16 protein-coding genes are annotated in these 21,117 nt (G+C 38.1%); 6 read left to right on the top strand and 10 right to left on the bottom strand.

Going from position 1 to position 21,117, the window contains the following annotated elements:
• Positions 1-103 precede the first annotated feature (103 nt).
• The 4 genes from GD597_RS08050 to GD597_RS08035 form a co-directional block, all read right to left on the bottom strand.
• Entirely contained in the window at positions 104-1,753 is a 1,650-nt protein-coding gene (locus GD597_RS08050; protein ID WP_171607323.1) for an autotransporter outer membrane beta-barrel domain-containing protein, read from the bottom strand.
• A gap of 278 nt (positions 1,754-2,031) precedes the next feature.
• On the bottom strand, positions 2,032-5,004 hold the full coding sequence (locus tag GD597_RS08045) for a sensor histidine kinase (protein ID WP_171607322.1): 2,973 nt from the start codon (positions 5,002-5,004) through the stop codon (positions 2,032-2,034).
• Between the two features lie 267 nt (positions 5,005-5,271).
• Entirely contained in the window at positions 5,272-5,913 is a 642-nt protein-coding gene (locus GD597_RS08040) for a response regulator transcription factor (protein ID WP_171607321.1), read from the bottom strand.
• A 107-nt stretch (positions 5,914-6,020) separates the two neighbouring features.
• Complete coding sequence (locus tag GD597_RS08035; protein WP_171607320.1) at positions 6,021-6,932, bottom strand: peptidase associated/transthyretin-like domain-containing protein; 912 nt, start codon at positions 6,930-6,932, stop codon at positions 6,021-6,023.
• Between the two features lie 526 nt (positions 6,933-7,458).
• On the opposite strand from GD597_RS08035, the gene GD597_RS08030 reads away from it, so the two are divergent.
• The 4 genes from GD597_RS08030 to GD597_RS08015 all read left to right on the top strand — a co-directional run bounded on the left by GD597_RS08030 (position 7,459) and on the right by GD597_RS08015 (position 10,559).
• Complete coding sequence (locus GD597_RS08030; RefSeq protein WP_171607319.1) at positions 7,459-8,013, top strand: RNA polymerase sigma factor; 555 nt, start codon at positions 7,459-7,461, stop codon at positions 8,011-8,013.
• Entirely contained in the window at positions 7,979-8,698 is a 720-nt protein-coding gene (locus GD597_RS08025) for a hypothetical protein (RefSeq protein ID WP_171607318.1), read from the top strand. The genes GD597_RS08030 and GD597_RS08025 overlap by 35 nt, the downstream gene beginning before the upstream one ends.
• Before the next feature lie 6 nt (positions 8,699-8,704).
• Positions 8,705-9,823, top strand: coding sequence for a hypothetical protein (locus GD597_RS08020; RefSeq protein ID WP_171607317.1), 1,119 nt, complete (start codon positions 8,705-8,707; stop codon positions 9,821-9,823).
• 82 nt (positions 9,824-9,905) lie between these two features.
• On the top strand, positions 9,906-10,559 hold the full coding sequence (locus GD597_RS08015) for a hypothetical protein (RefSeq protein ID WP_171607316.1): 654 nt from the start codon (positions 9,906-9,908) through the stop codon (positions 10,557-10,559).
• Positions 10,560-10,656: 97 nt separating this feature from the next.
• Here GD597_RS08015 and GD597_RS08010 read toward each other — a convergent pair whose 3' ends face one another.
• Together GD597_RS08010 and GD597_RS08005 are read right to left on the bottom strand one after the other, a co-directional pair.
• Positions 10,657-12,378, bottom strand: a complete 1,722-nt coding sequence (locus tag GD597_RS08010; RefSeq protein WP_235954221.1) for an ArnT family glycosyltransferase — start codon at positions 12,376-12,378, stop codon at positions 10,657-10,659.
• Positions 12,326-12,937, bottom strand: coding sequence for a phosphatase PAP2 family protein (locus tag GD597_RS08005; protein WP_171607314.1), 612 nt, complete (start codon positions 12,935-12,937; stop codon positions 12,326-12,328). The genes GD597_RS08010 and GD597_RS08005 overlap by 53 nt, the downstream gene beginning before the upstream one ends.
• Before the next feature lie 263 nt (positions 12,938-13,200).
• Here GD597_RS08005 and GD597_RS08000 point away from each other — a divergent pair, with 263 nt between their 5' ends.
• Positions 13,201-13,500, top strand: coding sequence for a hypothetical protein (locus tag GD597_RS08000; protein WP_171607312.1), 300 nt, complete (start codon positions 13,201-13,203; stop codon positions 13,498-13,500).
• Between the two features lie 149 nt (positions 13,501-13,649).
• Here the strand turns inward: GD597_RS08000 and GD597_RS07995 are convergent, their stop codons facing one another.
• Both GD597_RS07995 and GD597_RS07990 read right to left on the bottom strand, forming a co-directional pair.
• Positions 13,650-16,022: a TonB-dependent siderophore receptor gene (locus tag GD597_RS07995; RefSeq protein ID WP_171607310.1), complete on the bottom strand. Its 2,373-nt coding sequence runs from the start codon at positions 16,020-16,022 to the stop codon at positions 13,650-13,652.
• A gap of 298 nt (positions 16,023-16,320) precedes the next feature.
• Positions 16,321-17,454, bottom strand: coding sequence for a glycoside hydrolase family 18 protein (locus GD597_RS07990; protein WP_171607308.1), 1,134 nt, complete (start codon positions 17,452-17,454; stop codon positions 16,321-16,323).
• Between the two features lie 100 nt (positions 17,455-17,554).
• Here GD597_RS07990 and GD597_RS07985 point away from each other — a divergent pair, with 100 nt between their 5' ends.
• Entirely contained in the window at positions 17,555-18,748 is a 1,194-nt protein-coding gene (locus tag GD597_RS07985) for a DUF5009 domain-containing protein (protein WP_171607306.1), read from the top strand.
• A 230-nt stretch (positions 18,749-18,978) separates the two neighbouring features.
• Here the strand turns inward: GD597_RS07985 and GD597_RS07980 are convergent, their stop codons facing one another.
• The gene (locus GD597_RS07980; RefSeq protein ID WP_171607304.1) at positions 18,979-19,491 is read right to left on the bottom strand and encodes a 2'-5' RNA ligase family protein; all 513 of its coding nucleotides are present in this window, start codon (positions 19,489-19,491) and stop codon (positions 18,979-18,981) included.
• Between the two features lie 107 nt (positions 19,492-19,598).
• Positions 19,599-20,849, bottom strand: a complete 1,251-nt coding sequence (locus tag GD597_RS07975; protein WP_171607303.1) for an amidohydrolase family protein — start codon at positions 20,847-20,849, stop codon at positions 19,599-19,601.
• Positions 20,850-21,117 lie beyond the last annotated feature (268 nt).

Genomic DNA, 21,117 nt, shown 5'->3' with positions numbered 1-21,117 from the left:
GTAATAAAAGCTGCGTTAAGTACCTGCTGTACAAGAGTGCGACGCAAGAAAAGCATCATACTTATTCTGTAGCCTGGCTAACACAACTTTTATAACACTTTAATTATTTGTGCTGATTTTTTAATTCCTGAATTTCTTCGTTCAGCTGAATAACATAGAGTGTAAGTTCTTCTACTTTCTGCATCAGCATTTTGTTCATCTTACCTATTTCAATACCATCTTTCATTTCTTCGGCAGCGGGCACATCGGGCAGGTGATTGTTTTCTAATACATATTTTTTCAAGGTTTGCAACGGCAGCAGTTTATAATCTTTTGCAAAAACATAATCGGGCCAGGTGCCATTTAATTCTACGCGTACTTCTTCGGCCATTACTTTACCAACCACGCTTAACATATATCCTGTGGCCACTTTGCCATTGCTGCCAATAGATACATTGCCGCTTGCATCAACCCATAGGCGGCCAACGCCATTGGTACGTAATACTACTTTGCCACTTGCATTTCCTGAATTGGTAGCAAGTAATAAATCGCTGCCACTTGCACGCATGTAAGCATTTTCTGTAGTGCCGTCTTTAAACTGTATATATGGGTTGGTGCCTGATATAGTGAGGGCTTCATTATCTCCACCAATATACGTGTGGCCAGAGAAGAAACCAGCATAGTTGGTGCCGGTGCCTGATGCAGAACCAAACACGGCATAGCCAAATTGCCCAGTTGCTGTGGTTACTTTGCCATACAAACCATAGTTGCCAACAGCCCCCTCAGTTTCACCGTATACACCATAGTTTAATGCACTGGTTGCGGCAGTTGTTTTTCCATATACACCATAGTTGCTTCCTGAAAGCGAGGTAGAGGTGCCAAATATGCCATAGTTGGTAGTTGCTCCGCCGCGGTTCCATCCATACAAGCCTGCGCCAATATTTACATTACTGTTTTTTACACCCATTACACCAATATCATCAATTGATGTGCTGGGGAAACTTAGCACCCCATATAAACTAGTAGGATCATTTACCCCCAGGTAACCAACTGCACTTATGGTTGAGGAGATGCCATTATTGCTTTCTCCGCGGATAGCAGAATAAATGTTGGTAGAAATACCACTTGTTGCCTGGCGTAATACAGATAAACGATGTTCAATATCCGGCGCTTTGTTAATACCAATTTTACTGCCATTATCCTGTATTAAACCTGTTACCAATGATGATCCATTCCAGCGGGGTATAAAGCTGTTTGTGATTGTGCCAACCTCAGGATCTGTTTCGGTAAGGGCGCCGCCAAGTGTTATCCACGCTGTGCCATTATAGCCTTCGAAATTTGTACCATTCCATCTTAAAGTACCTGCAATTGTGCTGGTGCTGTTGCCAATTTGCAGGCCTGCGCTAAATACACCTGCGCCATCATTTGCACCCACATAAAAAACCGGAATTGCACTACCATTCCTGAATTCATACCGCACATTGGTAGAATTAAAATATAAACCATAATTAGGATTTCCTGCATATTGAAATGCATATTTATTGCCTGCAACTTTATAGGCAGCGGTACCTGTAAAACTCAGGTTGCCCGAAGCATCAATGCCTGCATAATTGGTAGTAGACCCAAAACGGGAGGCGCCAATAACCTGCAGGGGTGTGGCCGGGGTTAAAGTACCAATACCAGTATTGCCCGTGGTAGGGAATGTATTTGTTTGAGCGCTAATATTTGCTGTAACAACAGCAGTAATAAATAGGGATAAAATAATTTTTTTCATAACATGTTGTTTTGTGATGTCAAAATTGCTTTTTTATGCAGGGGCGAACAATACCACAAATGAGGTAGTAGATTTTTAGGAGCCAGACTGTTGCATATAAATGAAACACCGCTTGCGTCGCACTCTTGTACGAAAGAATAAAGGGCAGCTGCTAACTACCATTATGATTTACCTGTGATAGTGTAATTATGTTGCCACTGGTTATGCAGCACAAGTGTGCGACGCAAGTAGTGCTGGATAGCATTACTACAGTCGGGTTCAATAAGAATAGTCAGCTATTAAAGAGGAAATGTAATTACAATTTCGGTGCCTTCTCCGGTAGCAGAAACTATATTGAATGATCCGTTATGGGCTTCCGCTCTTTTACGCATATTGTCTAAACCATTTCCATTTTTAATATGCCATGCATCAAAGCCCTCGCCATCATCGCTAATATTTATTTGCAGTAATTTATTTTTTTGCGTTATGGAAGCTGAAATGCTATGGCAGTGGGCATATTTTACTGCATTGTTTACGGATTCTTTAAAAATAAGGTATATATCGCGGCGCTGCTCCATAGAAATTTTTAGGGCATCGGTGGATGCATCTATATTAAAGTTAAAGGCAATGCCTGCAGGAGTACAAAGTTCATTGGCAAAATTTAGCATTCGGTTTTCTATACTTTTAAAATCATCATTGCCTGGTTTTATCATCCATACAATATCGCTCATGTTCTCAATCATTTCTTTACTATTACTGCTGATTTTGTTTAATAACTCTGCACTTTGCGGATGGCTTTCTTTTACCTGGTTATTTACAATGCTGCTATACATGCGGATACTGCTGAGTGTGCTGCCAACATCATCGTGCAGGTCGCTGGCAATTTTATTTCTTACTTCCTGTAATTTTAAGAGCTGGGATAACCTGTATTTGTAAAATGCATAAATACCAGATATGAAAACAATAATAATGAAAGTAATAAACCACCAGGTTTGCCAGAATGGCGGAATTACGGTGATTGGTATACTTAACATGGCAGCATTATTATTAAAGCCATTAGTGCCTTCTATGATAAAAGTATAGGTGCCGGGCTCCAAATGCGAATACAGTGCTTTGAAATTTTTTTGATCGTCAATAATCCAGTCCTTGTCCCAGCCTGCTAACCTGTAACGCACTTTATTATTTTCGGGACTTAAATAATCTATTAATTCATAGGAGATAATTAATGGAAATTCATCGTATTTAATGCTGAGGGGCTGTTGCGCATTTATGTTTGTTGGATTAATTGTATGCTGTCCGCTTTGTATTTGTACAATACTTAATTGCGGCTTTGCATTATAAGTTGCGAAAGCATTTTTATTAATTTTTATAAATGCATTTTCCATGCCTGTGTAAAAATTGCCTTCCGAATCAAAATATTGAGTGCCGGAAATAGATTGTAATTCTGGTATTGGATAAGTAGTGAATGAATTTGATTTTTCATTGTACTGTACAATACTTTGCGGTCCCACTATAAAGTGCTGGTTATTATTATTTGTAAAAAGTGAAAAGCAATTGTTTTGTGGCAAGCCGTCTTTTTCAGTAAAATGTTTTAACTCATTTTGTATAAGGTTGTAAATAAAAAAGCCTTCATCAGATGCCATATAAATAACACTTTTTTCAATGGCAATCACATCTTCCTGAAAGGTTACCGGCGGCAGGTCATTTCCTTTTTTATCCTGATAAATATGCCGCAGCTTTTTATCAAACACATTGTAATGATATAATTGCGAAGAAGCAATTATCCATAGATTGTTATTATTATCGGGTTCAGGAATAACAACGGGGTAATCCAGTTTTATTTTTTCTGATGTAAAGAGTGTATCAATGGTTTTTGCAATATAATTACAACGAAAAAATTCACCTTTTGCCGTGCTCATGTAGAAATTGCCTGATTTGTCAACATAGCTTAACCAATCAAAAACCAAATCCTTTCCTCCAATGTTTTTTCCTGGTGGTTGCAGGTGCTCAAATTTCAAAGTGCGGGTATTAAAAACACATACACCGTCATCATACGCTAAAAAAGCAAAATACTCATTGGTAAGCGGTTCTAAATATTGCAGGTATTTTGAAGGGTAACCCTGTTTTTCAGGATTATACTGAACAAATTTTTTATCTGCTGTATATTTTAGCAAGCCTTCTGATGTGGCCAGCCAGGTATCAATACCCTTTACTTCTACATCAGTAACGGTTACAATGGTTTTTTCTGCACTAAGCGAAGGAATTACAGTGTATTCGTATCTGTTGAACCATGTATTTAGTTTCGATAAGCCGCCATCTTCACTGGCAACCCAGAAAACACCGTTTGCACCTTCGGTTATATCGTTTATATTATTATCGGGTAAACTATTATTCCATTGGGAGATATACTTATAATTGATAAATCTTTCTTTTTGGGATTCATAGTAAAACAAACCTTCTCCCATGGTGGCTATGTGGAAATTCTTGTTTTCATCTTTAATTATTTTTCTCACTTCCGGTGTAACACGTTTGCCTTCATCATTGTATAAATACAATTCTTTCCAAATGCCTGTTGAGGTATTGATAGCAAATAAACCACTTTTGGTACCTACCCAAATGGTTTCTTCGTCTGCAGCAATAGCACTAATAATATTTGGTTGTGGAAATGGAATATAATCTTTAAAATATTCTTTTACCGGCGAAAGACTGCCGCCATCTGTATTGTAAATAAGCCATCCATCCTGTGCTGTGCCTACCCATATTTTACCATTTTTATCGCCGCAAATGCCATATGTATAGGTACTTTTTATATTATCAGAAAATGGCACTTTGGTAATTTGTTCAGAAGCAAGGTCAAGGATGGAAATGCTGCGGTAGGTACCAAGAAATAATTTTTTATCAATTTGTTTGATGCGCTGTACTACCGGGCGTATACCGGCCTGCACTTCTTTGGCATCGGGTTTAAAATATTTGAATTTGCCTGTTGCAATATGTAGTTTAGCCAGGCCTTCCACACCACCTATCCAGATACTTTTTCCATCAAAATGCAGACTGCGAATATTATGTATGGGGCAGGAGAGAGAATCTGGCCCGGTAACAGGATATTTTACAAACTGATATCCGTTAAACCTGTATAACCCATCATTCGTACCAACATAAACATAACCGCTTGAATCTGTTACTACAGCTCTTGTTATGGGGGTAAGCAGCCCCGGTGCTTTTACGGGTTCAAAATAAAAATTACGTTGGGCGCATACAGGTGGTATGCACATCAGAACAATTAAAAGGCAGAAGTATATGTGGCGCAGCAAGGCTAAATGGTTTATGCTTGTATAAATTTTGAATTTAACAGTATTGCCAGTATTATTCCTATTCAAAACTGTTGTTTCCAAAGGCTATTGTAAAATGTAGCTTTACATTCTACTTTTTGAATGATTTGAATAAGGCTTAATGGTTATTTTGCCGCATATTGTTATTTTGTACAAGTGTGCGACGAAACGAAAGTTTAACCCTTATTCTAAAGCCGGTTACATAACAATTTAAACAATTTTTTCGTGCAATACTTTTGATACGGCTTCGGTATTGCTGTTTACATGCAGCTTGGCATAAATATTTTTCATGTGTGTACGCACGGTTTCGTACGTGGAGCCGATGGCATCGGCAATCATTTTAAAACTCTTGCCTTTTACCAGTTGCTGTAAGATTTCTTTCTCTTTTGGTGTAAGCTGGTAATCTGTACTGGCAGCAGGCGAAATATTTCGCTGAAATAATTCCAGCACCCGGCGTGCAATAGAGCCTGTCATGGGGCTGCCACCATTGTAAACATCTTTAATGGCTTCCACATAACCAGCCGGTGAAGTGGTTTTTAAAATATAGCCAGACGCACCTGCACAAATGGCATTGAAAATATTATTATCGTCGTGAAAAACAGTTTGCATAAGTACCTGTATGGCAGGAAAATGCTGTTTGATCAACTTAACGGCTTCTATGCCATTTATGCCGGGCATTTCAATATCCATTAATACCACATTGGGCAATGATTTTTTTAATTGGAATAGCAGGTCGTTACAATCGGGGTAAGCGCCGGCACAGGTAAAACCTTCTGTACCGTTAATAAGATAAAACAGGCTTTCACGCAGGTGTTTATTATCCTCAAATATGGTGACTTTTACCTGATTCATATTTAAATTTACTGTAAAAATCTACATATTGCTGCAAGTGATATATACCACAATCGGGTGAGGTTTTTTTAAGCTAGCAGTAATTGTAGGGTATTTTTTACGAAATGCTATTCTTTACACACTTCTATGGTAAATTTTATGGCTGGGCGAATAAAATATTTATCATACTTTTTTTGATAACGCAATACCCTTCCATTATTCAGCATATAAAAGCCGGTTTCGTTTTCGTCTTTTACATATTGCATTGAGAGCGACCAACGGTTTTCCATATCGTTAAGCCATTGCAGTTTTTCGGTATTGGTTTGCAGGGCATTAAACTGGCGCTGAAAATCGGGGGTATAAATAAACTCCAGGCCAAATACCAAATAATCCTTAGCGCATTTTATGGTTTTAGAAGGTATTTCAAAGTCGTTCCAGCCTTTTGTTCGTGGATAAACCAGCAGGTTGGTATCGGTTAATTCTTTGCCCGGCATTTGAGTGTCGTTATTCCACTCATACCAACGCAGGCGTATAGGCACCTGCATATTGGGTGCTTTTTCATCAATTAAAATATTCACATGGGTAATATACCCTGTACGGCCCGAATTATTGGAGTAGCGGGACATGATTACCAATTTGGTTTCGGGGCCGGGACCAATATATTGGCGTATACGGCCAATGTTTTTGTTTAGTGTAAAGGTTTCTGTTTTTCTGCAATTACTAACAATTACTGGATCCAGTGCCTGCACATCGGGCAATAATTTTATCAGCAAGCCATTGGCCATATCTTTTAGTGCTATGCTAAATTTTTTAAAGCCCAGGTATTGTATAAATATAGAGTCGGCAGCAGGAATAGAATCTGCAGCAATAGTAAAATAGCCATTATAATCTGTGTACATTATTTTTTGCTGCTGGCTATAAACTACAATGGCAAATGATAAGGGTTTGCTATTGGTAGCATCAATTACCCGGGCCGTAATATTTTGGGTTTTGCCGGTAAAACAACAAAACAATAAAACAAAAGGCAGCAGATTTTTCATACTTCGAAGGTATAAAGGGCAGCTTAATATTGCACAGATATTTTAGCACAAGCACGATTGACAGGTTTAACGGCTGGCTATGCGTTGGTTTGGTAAAATACCCGGATGGCGAAACCCGCCTAAGGTTAAGTTTATCTGAATTATCAAAGGGTTAAAATTCTATCTATTAGCATTGCCGAAACCGTTGTTTCCGCAAAATTCGCAGTCAGCTGTCCACTTTTAGCGAAGCTGAATTGGCAATTTTAATTGGCCGGTTATAAAGCATAATTTTAAATTAGCTGGAACCCGGCTATAACAACTTATAGCAACTTTACTTGCGTCGCACACTTGTACTGTATCATTTTTTGCATCTTTTAAACAACAGAAAGCCGATATTTATTTTTTTGTACAAGAGTGCGACGCAACGGATGATGCTGGCTGTACCACAGCCCGGCTAACAATTTGCATTATTATTTTATAGTTCGGGCAACCATTTGTTTATAAACTGCATTTAGCTAATAGTAACCAATAACGGCATTTAGTTTTTATGGATGTACACGCACTGATTAAAGAAGCAAGGCAGGGAAGCGCAGCGGCACAAAAATGCCTCTTTGATCTATTGGGCGACAGGATGATGCTTGTTTGCCGGCGCTATGTAAAAAGTCCAGAAGATGCTGAGGAGGTTTTACTGGATGGCTTTTATAATTTTTTTACTACACTGGCACATTTTGATTATAAGGGCGAAGCGGCTTTATATAGTTGGCTAAAACGGATTATGGTAAATGAATGCCTGATGCTGTTGCGTAAGAAAAATGTATTTACCATTGTTACCGAAACAGCCGCCGAAGAAATTGCACTGGAAGAAGATGCGCTGAATAATTTAAGTGCCAAAGAAATATTTGAATTAATTATTCAGTTGCCGGTTGGGTACCGCACCGTATTTAACCTGTATGTAATGGAAGGGGTAGGGCATAAAGAAATAGCCGCATTGATGGGTATTTCAGAAGGTACTTCCAAATCGCAGTTAAGCAAGGCAAAATCATTATTACAAAAAAATTTATTGCAATATGGAATTGAATATGCAAAACGAAAATCGCAATAATTTTCACTGGAAAAATAAGCTGGATGATATCGACAGCTTACCAGGTGAAGGCATTGCAGATAAAAACGCCGCATGGGAAAAATTACATGCAAGGCTTGGCGGGCAGCCACGGCGTAAAATAGCTATATGGTATTGGGCTGCAGCCAGTATATTATTATTGGTGCTTATTGCTGTATTATTGCCCAAGCCTGCCACAACTGAACTGGCAACCAATAACAGCCAATTAATTACTCCCCATAAACCAGCTAATCAAAAGCCGGCAAATGCCGTAACCGAAACAGCAAATGTGGTAAGTACTGTTCCAAAAACTACTATTCCGCAACAGGTTCATTTACAGGCACAAAAAATGGTAACAAATGTAGAAAATGAACCAATTAGTAAAGCGGAGGCCAATAACACCACAGCTGAAAATATTGTTACAGTGCCACCCGTTTTACAGCTATTGCCAGTTGCCGATACCCCCACCAATATACTTGCGATGGCACCAGTAAAGAAAAAATTAAAAGTGGTACATATTAATGAATTGGGCGATCCACTGCCCCAGCAACCAGCTATGGCAAAGGCTGCCGACTATCATACATTTCAATTAAAAATTATGAGCCAGGAAATGTATGGCAGCCAAATAATAACTTCTGATAACTCGACCTTAAATATTTTCAAAAGCAAGAACACTCCCACAAACTAAAATAACATGAAAAAATTATTCGCATTATTAATGCTTGTAACAAGCATTACAGTAAATCTTTGTGCACAAAGCAACAGCAAAGCAGATAATACTTTTGAAGTGCCGGCCAATATTATTATTAACCGCCGCTTTATGGTAGCGCTTGATAATGGCAACAAAGTAAAAATAGAAATAACAGATATTACAGATCTGGAAAGGCTAAGTAATATAGACTCCTTATTACAGGTGTTTATGAAGGATATGGCTGAATTAAAAGATTCACTTGCCAACCCTTTAACCAGCAAACGTATAGATTATATTACAGATGCAAATGGCCGTAAAAAAATACGCTTTCAGCAATTTCAACCAACGGGGGCCAGCTTTCTTATAAAGGATGGCGAATTAGCTTCGTTAAGAACTGAGCAGGATACTATCCATATTATTGGTATATTGGCAAACCCGCCTGCTCCACAGCAAAAAATAAGTTTACATAATCCGCGCTATTATCACCTTACTTTTTACCTGAACGATGCTGCAGAATTGTCCAACTATATGCATGGCACCTTACAACAAAAAATAGCCACCCTGCAGCAAAACATAAATGGTAAATGGCCGCTAATACTTGGTGGCAGCGACCATTCACTTAAAGCCGATAGCACCATTTCTGCAGGCGCATCAAAAGGATTTACACCCAATGGCATTGGCGATTATATAAATGGATATATCACTGTAAATATGCAGAATTATAAAAATTATTTTGTGCCATCATTTAGCCTTGGATTAAAATTAGTTTTAACCAACCGAGACAGAACTTATAAATGGGAACCAGGCATACTATGGGAGCCGCATTATTTGTTTGCTAAAGACAATACGGGCAAACTTAAAACGTATAGAAATGATTTTCTTACACTTACTTATGGGCAGGGTGGTACCAAGGATTTTAACCCCAGAAAAGATTATTCATTTAATACCGTATTTTCACTCGGCTATCTTATACGGCAGCAGGGCGATTTTATGGAGAAAAATACGTTTCGCCTTGGTGCTGGTAAACTACAATTATATAAAACCACCATTGAACCTTCTATCTATTTCGATAAGTTTTTTCATGGTGTAACACCTGGCATTAGAATAAGCCAATATTTTTAAACAACATTTTTTTATCCGGGCTAAAAACAATTGGCAGCTTTACTTGCGTCGCACTCTTGTACATCATAACCATAAGCAGCAAATGAAAAAAATACTATTATTTCTTATCGTTAGTATGGTGTTTACACAGTTACAGGCACAACTGCAAAATACCATTTGGAGATCTACATTGATGATAGGCGGCCCCGTTAATGTATTGTTTAGTTTTAAAAACGATACAGCCAGTATGTATACTATTAGCGATAGTAGTTTAATAGAATTAATGACTTGTCAAATAAAAGATAGCAGCATAACCCTGCAAAAAATTGACGGACAAAGCGATTGTAATTCCAGTACGGCAGCTATTTACCATTATACTATCCAGGATAAAGTATTGCATATAAATGCTATTACTGATAATTGTTTCGATAGGTCTTCAGTTTTAGATGCAACGGAATGGCAGCCCTGGCAAATACCGGTTGCTGTATTGCTTGGTGCTGATGCATTGCAACCATATGCAGGTATATATCAGATGGATGCAGCACACCCAATTACAGTTGAAATAAAGAATGGCATTTTATACGCAACGGGCCCCAATAATGCCTTACCTACATCGCCATTAATGCCAATGGGGAATAATAAATTCTTTTTACGCATAGCCGGTGTGGAATGGGAATTTATTCAAGATGCTGCAGGTAAAGTAATTAGACTTATTTCTCATGAGCAGAAGGATTATACGCTTTTGAAAGTAAAATAGCCCTGCAATTCCTTCTTGTTAAAAGCTGCACCCTGATCCGAACGTACAAGTGTGCGACGCAAATAGGCTGCTATTGAATAATCTGCCGGGTACCCAATTATTGCTTTACACAGTTTGCAAGTACATAAGTTTCCAGCGCAGTATTTCTGGTATTTTGGTTTAAAAACTGCATGTTTAACTGTGTTATGTGAAAGTAACTAAACCTTTGTAGGATTTGAATTTTATAACCTGCATTTTTAAGCGGCGCTATTTCTTTAATTGGAGTAAATAGAGTGATGGTTTTATTCTTATGCAGCGCATTTAAACTTTCTAAGCTAGTTGCCCTGTCAACCAAACTATTGTTATAAAATTCAAAAGAGTATGAATTGCACTTGTACATAATTGGCTTAACTACCGTCATTGATTTGTTAAGCCAATTACCTGCCTGCATACCTGCCTGATATTGCAATAATGATGGATAGAATTGTGTGTTTAAAAAAAGAAAAAGCATTATTGCTGTACAGCTACTTTTTGCTGCAAGATGAGTGATAAAATTTCCCTTAAAAACAAATAAAGATGTCAGTGTTCCTGCCATTATAAAAAATAGTGAAATATACCAGCTACTTACGCCATACATAAACACCAGAAATAGCATGGAAAAAGCAACTACTACATGCAAGCCCCACTGCAATATATTTAGTCTTTGTAATGTTTTTGTAGTGCGTATGGATAAAAGATAATCTGCTGTTATTATTGCAAAATGTGGTAGCAGGATCACAATATAATGGGGTAATTGAAATTTGGATAAGGAGAATAATACAAAGCCTGTAATTAGGCTGCCTGCTACAATTAACCAGGTTTTGTTATTGTCTTTTTTCCATTTTACAGGTAGCCTGCTAATTGCTATACAGGTTATAAATGACCACGGTAAAAATGCCCACAAAAAAGTATGCAGAAAAAAGAAAATATCTCCATTACCTTGTATTGGCCCGTTATTAAAGAACCTTCCAAACTGGCTATCCCAAAAAAAGAACGATAAGCCAGATACATTATTTCTACCAAATACTATTTTTTCTGGGTGCAGATCAAACTGCATATACAAACAATATAGTTCTGGTAACATGCCAATTACAATAAGCAATAATAGCAACCACCATTTAGGTTGCAAAAACTGTTTGTATTGTTTTGTAAAAAGCCAATAAATAATAAAACCTGCTGCAATGGGTACCAGCACAAAGATGCCTTTTGTCATAATAGCCAATGCGCAATAAAAAGCAGCATATAATAAATGCCAACTCCATTTATAAAAAGTGGCTTGGTAAATATGAAAAATGGCTGCCAGTATAAAGGCGGTCAAATAGGCTTCGGCACGTATGTCATTGTTGGAAAGTAACACATGCAAGGCCGTTATATAAATAATTACACCAAGCCTTGCAGTATTAGTACTAAATATTGTAGCCGTTAGTTTGTATAAATAAAATACACCCAGCAACCAACATAAAAAGGCAGGTAATTTATATGCAAAAGGGCTAATTCCAAAACATTTAAAACTGATAGCGCTTAGCCAAAAGGGTAAATGTGGTTTGTCAAGCCAGTCGTGGCCATCACCTATTAGGTTCACCCAGTCGTTTGTAATAGCTATATGTTTGGCAATAGCGGCATACAAAGCACTATCAGGTTCAATAATATCTACAAATAAACCGGTAGCATTTAGCAAAATGCCTGCCAACAGTAGGTAAGGAAACCAGTTTTTTAGCGATACTTTCATGCAACAGACAGTAAAGAGGTTAACTATACTGCCTTGGTGAAAATAGCCTAAATTTCTTTTTCCTGTTTTCATGCCAAAATTCAAATACTTTGGCCATACAGGTACCAGTAATAATCCCCAGTAAAGCACCTGCAAGAATATCAAAAGGAAAATGCTTACCAGTATATATTTGAGCATAGCAAATAATGCCGGCCCATAACCAAACCCAGTTCCATCTTTTGCCTTTCAAATACCAGATGATCCAAAACCAAAGCATCGCCAGCCCAAAGTGATTGGATGCATGAGAAGAGGGCATAGAGTATTGTCCGCCACAATCTTCCAGATTATACATATGGCCCGCCAATGAAGCATCGTGGCAGGGTCTTAATCTTTCAAAAAATGGTTTTAAAATGGAGGCGCTTGTATAATCGGTAATAGCAAATGTTGCAATGCTGATGATAAGGAATGGGATTACCATGCTTTTGTCCTGCCGGTACATCCAGTAAATTAAAAAAATATACAAAGGTGCCCAGGTAGGCGGGTTGCGCATTAGCAACATAAAACCATCCAGCCAACCCATATGTAAAGTATAATTGATAAAAACAAAAATTGCTTTATCAATACCATCCAGCCATTGTAATATATCTGCCAAAGCCAAGTGATTTAAGTTGCAAATTAAACTGCCAGTATTGCCAAAATATTACCCGAATATTAATTTTTTGTGTAATTATTATTTGTTTGTTTGGTGCCCTGCTTTTTAATATAATATAGCTTATTTGCGTCGCACACTTGTACGTCCATTACTTGTTTCGGCAAAAAAGGTACTTACCATTTCATAATAATTTTATAACAAAGGAGCATAATAACACACGGCAACAAATTTTAGATTTACTACTCACTACCAATCTCCATTATATGCAAATCCAAAACGAGGCCTACGCAACAGTTACCAATATTGTATGGGATTTTATGTTTGTACAAATTATAAGTGATGTATTACAAAATAAAACACTCGAGTATAAAATATTTTCTCTGGATGATAAGCTTATCAGAAAAGGCCATTTTGAAGGGCCAATTATTCAACTAAGATTAAGCCATATACAGGAAGGCAATTATATTTTTCAATTGTATTTAAACAATATACAACTGCAGCAGGTGCCATTTGAAAAGCGTGCCGGTTTTACCAATCAAGTGCATTATTTGAATGAGGAGTAAATTAAAAGCTGCACCCTAATCCGAACGTACAAGTGTGCGACGCAAGTGGGCCGATAGCATTGCTTTTGCCCGGCTACAAATTGAAGTTTAAACTAATTGCAGTACTTACATGAAAACATTAAATAATATTATAAGAACGATTATGGTTTTTAAAAATGGTATCCTACCCGCAACATAAAATTGCGCGGAGCTCCGGGCCATTTACTTATATTGTTATAAGCTGCAGTAAAATAGGTGGTATTGGCAATATTATTTAAGTTGCAAGCCACAATAAAACGGCTGAAACTATATTGTACTCCGGCATTTAAAATGCAATAGCCGGGCAATTGCAAATTGGCATCGAATGTATTGCGCCTGCCAACCTGTGTATGTCCGGCAGAAATACCAAACCCTTTTAAAATGCCCTTGGTAAAATTGTATTTAAAACGACTGCTGCTCATATGCAATGGAGCATTTTCTTTTATAATACCAATTTCTTCGGGTTTTACACTTTCAATAATTTTTGCGTTGTTATAAGCATAAGATAGCGACATGGCAAGGTTGGGTAAGATATTGCCATTGGCCTCGGCTTCAAAGCCCTTGGCTCGTTCCCTGCCACGCTGTGTATATAAATCTGGGTTAGAAGGATCGTTTGCATTTACTACCACATTATCTAAAGTAACCTGATACACTGCAAATGTGGCGGAGAGTTTTTTATTAAATAAATCGGCCTTTACCCCGGTTTCAAACATTTCACTTAATACGGGTTTAAAGGGCTCGTTAAACACCTGCAACCTTGCCGAAGGTTCAAAGGGATCGAACCCACGATTATAAGTACTATACACATTTACATTGGGCGCCAAGGCATAAACGATTCCCACCCTTGGCATTAGTACATTATCGGCAATCTTATCATCACCGGTGGAGCGGAAAATTTCCTGTCTTAAAGAAGCCAGTATTTTCCATTTATCAATACTTAATTGTTCCTGTATATAAATGCCATGTGTATAGTACTGCTCTGCTTCAAAGCCACCTTCCTCTTCATCTTCTTCTTCCTCCTCGCGTTCATATTCATCAACGGGTCTTTTAAAATATACCGGATTTTTTAAGCTAAATGTGCCCACAATGCCAGTTTCTTCACCAAAGTCTTCGTCCTCTCCGTTCCATTGTGTAAAATCAACCTTGTTTTTTATGTAATCGTATCCCGCCAGCAACTGATGATTTATTTTACCTGTATTAAATGTAAAATTGAAATATTTGGTAAATGTATTGGTGGTGGTATTTGCCGTTCTGTTGGTATAATACAGGTATACAGAATCATCGGTTATAAAATCTTCAATACCATGTTCAGATAATTGCTGCCGGGTAATATAATTAAGATAAGCACTATTAAAACTAATGTGCTTATTTAGTTTATACGAAAAGGAAAGAATAGAAGCCACATTGGTTTCTTTTAAATAATCGCCGGGTTGGGTAACCATTAACTGTATGGGTGTGGAAAGCAGGTTATTGTCGTCTTCAAAACCCGGCTGGCCTCTGTCTGCAACAGTATTGGTATGCGTTACCGAAATGTCCAGATTTAGCTGAATCCTGTCGTTGGGTACAAAAGAAAAAGAAGGCGCCACCTGAAAAGATTTGGCAAAATATTGGTTGCGGAATGATTCCTTGTTTTCATAACCTGCATTTAAGCGGTAAAGAAGGTTTTTAGAGGTATTGAGTGCCCCGGTAACATCGCCCTGTGCACGAAAATTATTCCAGCTGCCGGTTAATATGTCAATAGCATGTTCATGTTGTTGTAGAGGTTTTTTGGTAACCAGGTTTACAGTGCCACCGGGGTCGGTATTACCATATAAAACTGATGTGGGGCCTTTTAATATTTCTATACGTTCCAGGTTTACCAGCATGGGGTTGGTAAGCTGCGAATTATAGGCCCTTAACCCATTAATCAGCGGCGGATTTTCGGCATGCAACCCACGCAGCGAATACTCGTTAAAGCCCGAATAACGGCAAACACCCGGCACATCATCCAGCACTTCTACCAAATGCATGGCCATTTTATCTTTCATTAATTCTTTGGTTACGGTAGATACCGACTGCGGCATATCTTTTACCGCAGATTGGGTTTTTGTAAGCGCAAAACTATAATCGCTTTTGTACGACTGTGCAATGCGCCCCGTAATTTCCACATCCTGTAGCTGGGCTGTGTAGTATTGCAGTTGTATCACTCCCAGGTTTATAGCGGTACCTGCAGCTATTTGCAAGCCTTGTTTATAGGGGATAAAGCCAATACCTGAAATGTATAAAGTATCTTCTATTGCAGTAATCTGTTCTAATACAAAGCTGCCGTTTTTATCTGCTACTGTTTTTATTCCCAGTTTTTGTAAACCAATGGTTACAAAGGGTGCCGGCCTGCCATCAGCTGTAACAACAACGCCTTTAATGCTACTGGTGTTGGTTTGTGCAATAACGGGCACATACATAAACAACAATAAGAAGCTAAATAATAACGCAGCGGTTTTTGTGGCGGAAGAAAAAATTATCATAAGATAGCTTTGGTAGTAAAGAGTAAACAAATATATAAGAAAACACTTTGCAGCCCGTTTCTAAACCTCATTTGCAGGTAATGAAATTATTAAATGTGTTAGCCCGGCAATTAATATAATTATATAGCATCCGTTGCGTCGCACTCTTGTACTACAGTAATCTGTGGCAGCAGGGCTGTTGGTTACTTTTAATTGCTATAATGGTTTTTGGCTGTATTGCTGCCACAAAGGGCGAACCCTGAACCGAGCGTGGCAAGTAAAGCCAAATTATTGTACAAAAGCCGGCTAACAAAAATGGCTATTTAGTATAGCCAAAACTGCGGGCAATGGTTTGCAGCAGATAGGCTTTTTTGTCCTCCCCATATTCCCAAAACATGGCGCCTGCCAACTGGTGCTGCAATACATAATTGCATTTTTTCTCAACAGATGCTTCATCATCGTAAGAAATAAATATGCGCTGTGCTGCATTAAAAAGATAAGGTGCATTGGCAACCGTATCCCAATAACGCGTATACCCATTTTTATTAATAAGGCTATCTTTTAAATAAGTAAAACCACCACCACGGGCAGGCTGTTGCGCCCTTTGGTATAAGCCATTGTTGGCAGTTGTTTGCATTTGCCAACCCTTGCCATAAAAAGCAATGCCAATTACAATTTTGGCAGCAGGCACTCCGGCCGCCATAAAGGCACGAATGCTTTTATCGGCCGAGTATTGACTAGTATCAGCAGATGAATTAAATAAATTGGTATGATGGCCGGATAAGCTATCGGTGCCATCAGCATAATCATAACTCATGATGTTGATATAGTCGGTGTATTGTTGCACCTTATCCATTTCGGTATGGTTTATATACTCCTTTGAGCCGCCAACAGCTGTGGTAAGCAGGTATTGTTTTTGTGTGATGCTCTGCAGGCTATCCAGGCCTTGACGCAGGTATTTAAACAATAGGGTATAATGCTCCTTATCTTCGGGGCGGTATACATTGCTATCGCCTTGCATGCCAGGGTATTCCCAGTCAATATCTACGCCATCTATATTAAATTTGCTCACCATATTTACTGCACTTTGCGCAAAATTTCTGGTAGCGGTATCGGTTAAAGTAGCATCAGAGAAATGCTTGCTCCACGACCATCCGCCTACAGAGATCAATATTTTTAAAGCCGGGTTTTGTTGCTTTAAGTCGTTAAGCTTTCTAAGGTTTATGGTATCGGTAGCTTCGTTATGTAACCAGGCGCGGTTATCTTTTATATCAACAAACGCATAGTTAATGTGCGACAGGTTTTTGGCTTCAATGGTTTCTGTTTCTGCTATTCCGCGGTATCCGCCCACATAGGCAATAATTACAGGATTATTTCTGGAGGGTGTGCAGGTTGAAAATATCAGGGCCAAACCTGCAACAAAGCAAAAAAGGTAAGTAGCATTAAATCTCATAACGCGGGTGGTTAATTATAGTATTTGAATCAATACATCAATGTACGGAAACAATCAGTTACTTTAGAATCCTCATTCCTTTTATCAGAAAATTACCAGCATGCGGTATAATACACTAAGTACAAACCGGATTTTATCTATCGATGCATTACGTGGCATTACCATTCTTGTTATGATTTTTGTAAATGAACTGGCCGGCATACGGGATATTCCCATTTGGATGAAACATATGCCTGCAGATGCCGATGCCATGAGTTTTGTAGATATGGTATTTCCTTCTTTTCTTTTTATTGTGGGCATGTCTATTCCCTTTGCCATTAACAGCAGGCTGGCAAAAGGGGATAGTTTTATTCAATTGCAGCAACATATTATTTTCCGCACACTGGGTTTACTGATACTGGGATTTTTTATAGTAAATGCCGAGGATGGCTATAACGAAGATGCAATGGGCATGTCGATAAACTTATGGGCTTTATTATTTTTTGCAGCCGTAATTGCCATATGGAAAGTATATTATACCAGTAGTAAAATGGTTGTAAATAGTATACGTGCAATAAGCTTTCTATTGTTGGTTGTATTGGCCTTTGTGTATAAGGATAATAATGGCCATGCTATTACCCCGCAGTGGTGGGGCATTTTGGGTTTAATTGGTTGGGCCTATTTGTTTGCCTGTATTTTTTACCAGTTATGCAAGGGCAATGTTTACCTGTTAATAGTGGCAATTGTTCTTTGTACAGGTTGGTATATTGTTGGCAGTATAACACATACACAGGATGCATCCATCTGGCATTTTATCAGTAGCCAGAAAGGCAATGCGGCACATACTTCCATTGTACTGTGTGGTATGGTGGTTTCCTTGCTTTTTTTTGAGGAAAATAAATGGGCAACTAACCAACGGCGTTACATACATGCCCTGTTATTTATGGTGCTGTTATTGGTGGCGGGTTATTTGTTAAGTCCCTATTTTGGCATTTCTAAAATATATGCCACCCCTACATGGTGTTTGTACAGTGCTGCTGCGTGCACGGCTATATATGCTTTTTTATACTGGTTAATTGACAGGCAACAAATACAGGGTTGGACAAGTTTTTTTAAACCTGCTGCTGCCAATCCATTACTCACTTATATTATTCCTGACATCATTTATTATCTTACCGCCTTGCTGGGCATTTCATTATTTCCTGATAGTTTACGGTATGGTTTGCCCGGCCTGTTATGGAGTGCATTTTATGCTGTTGCCGTTATGGGAATTGTAATGCTGCTAAACAAGTATAAAATTAAATTGCAATTATAATTATAATGAGGAATAATCAGCCACTAGTTTAACCTGATTTTAGATATCCAAAGGTGTTGGGCTTTATATTAGGCTCTCAAAATCATCCTTACACAGGAATTCACTAATAAAAAATTTCCTTACTAACCACGCAATTGTAAAAAATTATAATGAGGTTTATTGTAAATAGCAAGGCCAATTTTGGTATTGCTAAAAATGCCAGCCAATAGTAATATTTTTTTACCGATGGTCTATTCCATTTCTTTTAACTCAAAATTGTTCAAGGTTTTCCATCTTCCCGCTTGGTGTTGTTCAATTAGGCTGATGCGGTTAAATTTTAATTTTGCAGGAAAGTTCAACTGCGATATCTGTTCAAATAGCTCATTGGTACAAGTGGAGTTTCTGGGGTGCATTAGTGTAATATGTGGTTCCTGTTTTCCCGGGTTAATGGCCATCCCCGATAATACCTTACTGCGTAATGTTTCAAACACTGTATTGTTAGGTAAAGCAGGTAAAAAAAGTCCTTTCCCATTGTCAAATCTGGCAGGTTTCCCAAATTCAATCTCAATAGCCGGGTGAAGTAAATTAACTAAGTTTAATAACACCTGCTCAAGATCCTGCATCTCCTCATCCCGGCATAAAGTAACATGCGATTTTATCAGTTCAAATTGTATAGGGTTATAGGTTTGTCTTACCTGCTCAATTATTGCAGCATCTTTTTCCGCTACAAATAAAGTTAGTTGTCTGCGTAAGGTAAATGTCACTTTTTGTAATTTGTTTATAGCAACAATTATCTGATTTAATTTTTGGCAACTAAGTTCATTGCCAAATAATGTGATTAATTACCATTCAAATATTTGCCAGGTTATTTTCAATCCTTCCTTATCACTTTACCTTCTTTCATCACAAAATCAACTGTTTTTATGGCTTCAATATCTTCCAGCGGATTATTCTTTAGTGCAATAATATCTGCATAAAACAAAGGTGCTAAAAGCCCCCTGCTTTTTTCAATACCCAATAACTCTGCTGCATTAATGGTCATGGTTTGTAAAATATATGCCGGTGGAATTCCTGCAGCCTTCCAGCTATTTAATACTTTAAGGTTGGTTTGTACCCGGTTTAATTTGGGCAGATTCACAATAATATCAGTGCCAAAAGCCATTTTTGTGCCAATAGTATAAGCTCGTTTTAGTCGGTCTGTAACGGTATTTGTTAATGCGGTAGCTGTTGCAGAATCCATTCCATAAGCATACCAATTATCAAACGAAAAGTCTGTACCCACTAAAAAAGTGCCTTTCTCTTTCATTAATTGTAACTGCGTAATATCCAGTTCAAAACCATGTTCTATGCCTGCTGCGCCGCCTAATATTACATTCGTTCCGGCGGCTGCATCGTTTCTTACGTGCACGGTAACTTTTATGCCATATTTTTTTGCTTCATCAACGGCGGCTTTAATTTCTTCCACACCATAAATACCATTATCGCCGGTAACCAATTTAATTACTGTGGCGCCATTGTAAATATTTTGTCTTACTGCTTTTCTTATTTCATCAGGAGCGTCTGCATCAATATATTCAAAATTCCACAGGTGCTCATGTTCGGGGTTTACGTCATGCGACTGACCGCCATAGGGCGCAATAATTTTACCTGCATAAAATATAGTGGGGCCTTCTATCCAGCCTTTCTGAATGGCTTTAATAATATCGGCCGTGGCATAATTGGCATCATTGCCAATTTCTTTAATGGTGGTAAAGCCATTGTATAAAAATTGTTTTGCAATAACGGTACCCCTAATTGCCCGCAGCGATGTACTTTCCGTTGCATACATCTGTTCAATGCCAATATTTCTATAGGGCAGGTTAGCCGTAATATGCACATGGCAATCCATTAATCCAGGTAATACCCATTCATTGGAAAGATCGATGATATTATCTGATTTACTAAATTTTACATTACTGCCAACAGCTTTTATTATACCGTTTTCTACCAGTATAATTTGATTTTCCAGCATCTTACCGCTGACGGCATCAAACATATGTCCTGCTTTAATTACAGTTATTTGTGCCTGCGCAACCAGACTTATACAAAGCAGTAGCGATAAAATTTTTAAGTGTAAACGCATAAAATATTTTTTGAAAGCCTCCTGAAATTCAAGCAATCGAATCCTAATTTATTTACTAAGATAAACCATACAGCATCATTTAGCGCAAAACACAAAAACGGTCATCTTGAACCAAATTCTACAAACAACCGCAATCTGTAAACTACAAAAGCAATGCTATTTTATTGAGCCAAACTGCAGAGCTACTATGAAGCATCCGTTGCGTCGCACACTTGTGCGTTTATAACCTTTTTCAACAAAAACATGAAATTATACTATTGACTATTCA

The organism is Limnovirga soli, from assembly GCF_013106755.1.
In the GTDB taxonomy this organism is placed as follows: domain Bacteria; phylum Bacteroidota; class Bacteroidia; order Chitinophagales; family Chitinophagaceae; genus Limnovirga; species Limnovirga soli.
The sequence above is the reverse complement of the archived record's forward strand: the minus strand, read 5'-3'. Positions and strand labels throughout refer to the sequence as shown.